The sequence below is a fragment of the Corynebacterium sp. genome (assembly GCF_030535495.1).
In the GTDB taxonomy this organism is placed as follows: domain Bacteria; phylum Actinomycetota; class Actinomycetes; order Mycobacteriales; family Mycobacteriaceae; genus Corynebacterium.
Genome location: NZ_JAUNRW010000044.1, coordinates 1 through 4,719 on the forward strand (window position 1 = coordinate 1; position 4,719 = coordinate 4,719).

Below are 4,719 nucleotides of genomic sequence, written 5' to 3' on the forward strand. Positions count from 1 at the left end.
GAGAAGCGCATGCTGGCCAAGGCCCGCCAGATCCTCGTCGGCGAGCTCGCCCTGGCCGACACCGTCGACGAGAAGAAGGCCGACGAGTTCATGGTCAAGGTCGAGGCCTACGTCGAGGCGGACGCGGAGGACACCCGTGACCTGGAGGACGGCGACATCGACGTCGACCTCGATGACCTCACCTTCGACGACGAGGACGACGAGCTCTAGTCACCGGGGGTTACAGCCAGTGCGCGTCATCGCCCTCATCGCCGCCGCCGGGCGGGGGACCCGGCTGGGTGCCGCCGTGCCGAAGGCCTTCGTCCGCCTGCGCGACCGCACCCTGGTGGAGCGATCCGTCACCGCCATGCTCACCTCCGGGGTGGTTGATGAGGTCATTGTCCTCGTCAGCCCCGACATGGAGGAGTTCGCCCGCGAGGTCCTCACCCGCGCCGGCCTGCTCGGCGACGAGGTCCGCCTGGCCCACGGCGGCGGGGAGCGTGCCGACAGCGTGTGGGCGGGTCTGCAGACCATCGACGACGACGAGGCCGTCGTGCTCATTCACGACGCCGCCCGGGCGCTCACCCCGCCCGGCATGATCGCGCGGGTGGCACGCCGGGTGCTCGGAGGGGCTGCGGCGGTGGTCCCGGTGGTGCCGGTGGCCGACACCATCAAGCAGGTCACCGGCGATGTGGTGGAGTCGACCCCGGACCGGGCGGGCCTGCGCGCGGTGCAGACCCCGCAGGGATTCCTGCTCTCCGGGCTGCGGGAGGCCAATATGGCCTACGCCGCCGCCTCTGATCCCGGATTCACCGCCACCGACGATGCCTCCCTCATGGAGTGGCACGGCGTGCCCGTGGTCACCGTGCAGGGTGACCCCATGGCCTTCAAGGTGACCACGCCCATGGACATGATCCTCGCCCGCACCATCACGGACGAGGCCGAACCGACCATCTTCGAGGTGCCCTCATGATCACTCCCCGCGTAGGAATCGCCACCGACGCCCACCAGATCGAGGCGGGCAAGCCCTGCTGGATCGCCGGCCTGCTCTTCGAGGGGGTGGACGGCTGTGAAGGCCACTCCGACGGCGATGTCGTCGCCCACGCACTGGTCGACGCCCTGCTGTCCGCCGCCCAGCTCGGTGACCTCGGCACGCTCGTCGGGGTGGGGCGCACAGAATACGACGGGGTGTCCGGCGCCCAGCTGCTGCGCGAGGCGAAGGAGGCCGTGGAGGCGGCCGGGTTCGCCATCGGCAACGCCGCCGCCCAGCTCGTCGGCCAGTCCCCGAAGATGGGCCCGCGCCGCGAGGAGGCGCAGGAGGTGCTGGGGGAGATTCTCGGGGCTCCGGTGTCCATCTCCGCGACCACCACGGACCACATGGGTTTCACCGGTCGGAGTGAAGGCCGGGCGGCCGTGGCCACCGCCGTCGTCTGGAAAGTGTGAGCCACCCCACTTCTAACCCCGAATTGAGGGGGTTTCACACCATTTATGTCCAGAAGCTTGGTAGAGCCTTGGAGTTGGTAGGACATCAGACATATAGTGAAGAAGTCCCAACCCTCCGGGTGTTACTGACCTGATCAGGCATGACTGGATTTCGGGCACTGCCACCCCTTAGTGGGGCTGCGCGCGTGCCCTCCCGCCGACAACGTGCGAGGAGCCAGTCATGGTCGAAGCGAACTCCACTGGAGACGCTGCACCCCGGATCATCCGGGTGTTCAGCAACAACGCTGTCCTCGTACGCATGCCCGGCGGGGTCCAGGGGGAGGACCAGACGGAAGAACTGGTGATGGTGGGCCGCGGAATCGGCTTCCAGCGCAAGCCGGGGGACGAGGTCTCGCCGACCACCGTCGATCGCCAGTACATGGAGCTCAGCCCCGACAAGGTGCAGTTCCTGCGTTCCGTCAACGCCATTGACGCCGACGTCATGGAGACCATCTCCGCCGCCGTCGATCTGGCTGTTGACCTGCTGGGCGAGCTGCACCCCTCGGTGTATATCGTCCTCGCCGAGCACATCTCCTTCGCCGTGCAGCGCGCCGGCCTGGGAGAGGCGATCCGCAACTCCCTGGTCAATGAGATCCGGGCCTCGTTCCCCCTCGAATTCCGCGCCGCGGAGCTCGTGGTGGGCTACCTCAACTCCCACGTCGAGAACATCGACCTGCCGGTCGACGAGGCCGCCTACATTGCCCTCCACCTCAACGCCGCCCGTCTCGGTGTGACGGTGAAACAACCCCTGGCCACCGCCAATGCCCTGGCCGGACTGATCCGGCTGGTGTGTCTGCGGCTGGGCGCCACCACCACCGCCCTCGACGGAACCCCCGACCGCACACTCGCCATCGAGCTCAATCGACTCAACGCGCGAGCCGAGGCCGGTCTGTTCCGCTCCAATCTTCTGCGACGCTCGGTCAACCGCGAGCTGCCGCGTGAATCCGATCTTGCCCGGCAGGTTCTCTGCCGCATCATCGACGTCCCCGACCTGCCCTCCCACGCCGAGGGGGAGGCCGCCTTCCTGGCGACCTTCCTCCACGGCTGGCAGCAGACGGTACGTCCGAACTGAAAGTAGGAACAACCATGTCCACCTCCACCGCCGCGCCTCCCCGGCAGCGGAAGTCCGCCGGCAACGTCGCCATGACGTCGCTGCAGAAGCTGGGACGCGCCCTCATGGGTGCCGTCGCCGTCATGCCCGTCGCCGCCATCCTCATGGGTATCGGCTACTGGATCGACCCCGAGGGTTGGGGAGCCGAGAACATCCCGGCCGCCGTCCTCATCTCCGCCGGTGCCGCCGTCCTGGACAACCTCGGCGTCATCTTCGCCATCGCCATCGCCTTCGGTCTGGCCAAGGACCACAACGGCGCAGCCGCCCTGTCGGGCTGGCTGGGCTTCACCACGCTGACCGCCCTGCTCAACGAGAACGCCGTCGCCGGCTACCAGGGTGTTGACCTCGAGGCCATGGAGGGCGACGCCGCCGTCGAGTGGGCCTCCCACGGTTGGGCCGCCGTCGGCCCGAAGAACGTCCTGTTCGGTATCGCCGTCGGTATCCTCGCCGCCTGGGTCTACAACCGCTTCCACGCCACGAAGCTGCCGGATGCGCTGGCCTTCTTCTCCGGTCGCCGCCTGGTGCCGATCCTCACCGCGATCTTCGCCATCGTCCTGGCCGGTATCTTCTACTTCGTCTGGCCGTTCATCTACGGTGTGCTCTTCGACTTCGGTACCTGGATCCAGGGCATGGGCGCTGCCGGCGCCGGTATCTACGCCTTCGCCAACCGACTGCTCATCCCGACCGGTCTGCACCACGCCCTGAACTCGATCTTCTGGTTCGACATCATCGGCATCAACGACATCGGTAACTTCCTCGGCGGTGGCCAGACCATCGAGGCCGCTGCCGCCGCCACCTCCGCTGCTGAGTGCCCCGGTGTCTGGGCCAACGGCGTGTGTGAGGTCGAGGGCATCGTCGGCCGTTACCAGGCCGGCTTCTTCCCGATCATGATGTTCGGTCTGCCGGGTGCGGCACTGGCCATGTACCTGCGCGCCGACTCCCCGCGCCGTAAGGCCATCGGCTCGCTCATGCTGGCCGGCGCCCTGGCCTCCTTCTTCACCGGCGTCACCGAGCCGCTGGAGTTCTCCTTCATGTTCGTCGCCCCGCTGCTCTACCTGGTCCACGCCGCCCTGACGGGTATCTCGGTGGCCATCGCCGCAGCCTTCGAATGGACCGCCGGCTTCGGCTTCTCCGCCGGTTTCGTCGACATGTTCCTCTCCGCGCGTAACCCGCTGGCCAACCAGTGGTGGATGCTGCTGGTCATGGGCCTGGTCTTCTTCGCCCTGTACTTCGTCATCTTCTACTTCCTCATCGGCGCCCTGAACCTGCGTTCCCCGGGCCGCGGTGAAGAGGAGGCCGATGCCGGTGCACAGCTCGACGAGGACGCCGAGGTCTCCGATGTCGCCCGCCAGATCGTCACCGGTCTCGGTGGCCCGGACAACATCGACTCCATCGACTACTGCGCCACCCGTCTCCGCGTGACCACCAAGGATCACCTCCCGGTCAACGAGTCCGAGATCAAGCGCGCCGGCGTCGCCGGAATCATCCGCCCCTCGCAGAACAACGTCCAGGTCGTCATCGGCCCGAACGTCCAGTTCGTCTACGACGAGGTCGCCCGCCAGCTCAAGACCTCCGACGCCACCCTCCAGGGCGAGCAGGAGATCTAGATGTTCGGCTTCGGCAAGAAAGCCTCCACCGTTGATCTGCAGGCCCCCTTCCCCGGGGAGGCGGTCTCGGTCACCGAGGTTCCGGACCCGGTGTTCTCCGGCCGGATGCTCGGCGATGGTTTCGCCGTCATCCCGCGTGACGACGCCACCGTGCTCACCGTCTGCGCCCCCGCTCCGGGTCGCCTGGCGACCGTGTTCAAGACCGCCCACGCGTTCTCCCTGACCACAGATGAGGGCCTGGATGTCCTGGTCCACATCGGGCTGGACACCGTGGAACTCAAGGGAGAGGGATTCACCATCCTGGCCGCCCAGGGGGAGAAGGTCACCGCCGGTCAGCCCGTGATCGAGGTGGACCTCGCCTTCCTGCGGGAGCGGGGCAAGAACCCGATCACACCCGTGGTGATGAGCAACAAGAAGCAGGTCAGTTCCGTCAGCCTGTCCACCGGTGAGGTGGCAGGAGGCGATGTCACCGCCGTGGTGACCTTGGCCTGACCCATCTACGCAGAAGCCGCCCGGACCGATGGTCCGGGCGGCTTTGTC

3 protein-coding genes and 2 pseudogenes are annotated in these 4,719 nt (G+C 67.4%); all 5 read left to right on the plus strand.

All coding sequences use genetic code 11. From position 1 onward, the window contains the following. Positions 1–210: pseudogene (locus Q4F73_RS07040) on the plus strand (CarD family transcriptional regulator); the annotation flags it as partial. Beyond that, positions 173–952, plus strand: a complete 780-nt coding sequence (ispD, locus tag Q4F73_RS07045) for a 2-C-methyl-D-erythritol 4-phosphate cytidylyltransferase (protein WP_303358649.1) — start codon at positions 173–175, stop codon at positions 950–952. The pseudogene Q4F73_RS07040 and the gene ispD, both read left to right, overlap by 38 nt. Further along, on the plus strand, positions 949–1,422 hold the full coding sequence (gene ispF, locus Q4F73_RS07050; RefSeq protein ID WP_303358650.1) for a 2-C-methyl-D-erythritol 2,4-cyclodiphosphate synthase: 474 nt from the start codon (positions 949–951) through the stop codon (positions 1,420–1,422). The genes ispD and ispF overlap by 4 nt, the downstream gene beginning before the upstream one ends. 220 nt (positions 1,423–1,642) lie before the next feature. Then, a complete protein-coding gene (locus Q4F73_RS07055) occupies positions 1,643–2,533 on the plus strand; it encodes a PRD domain-containing protein (protein ID WP_303358651.1) in 891 nt (296 codons plus the stop codon). Between the two features lie 14 nt (positions 2,534–2,547). Continuing rightward, positions 2,548–4,671, plus strand: a pseudogene (gene nagE, locus Q4F73_RS07060) (N-acetylglucosamine-specific PTS transporter subunit IIBC). The last annotated feature ends 48 nt before the right edge of the window (positions 4,672–4,719 follow it).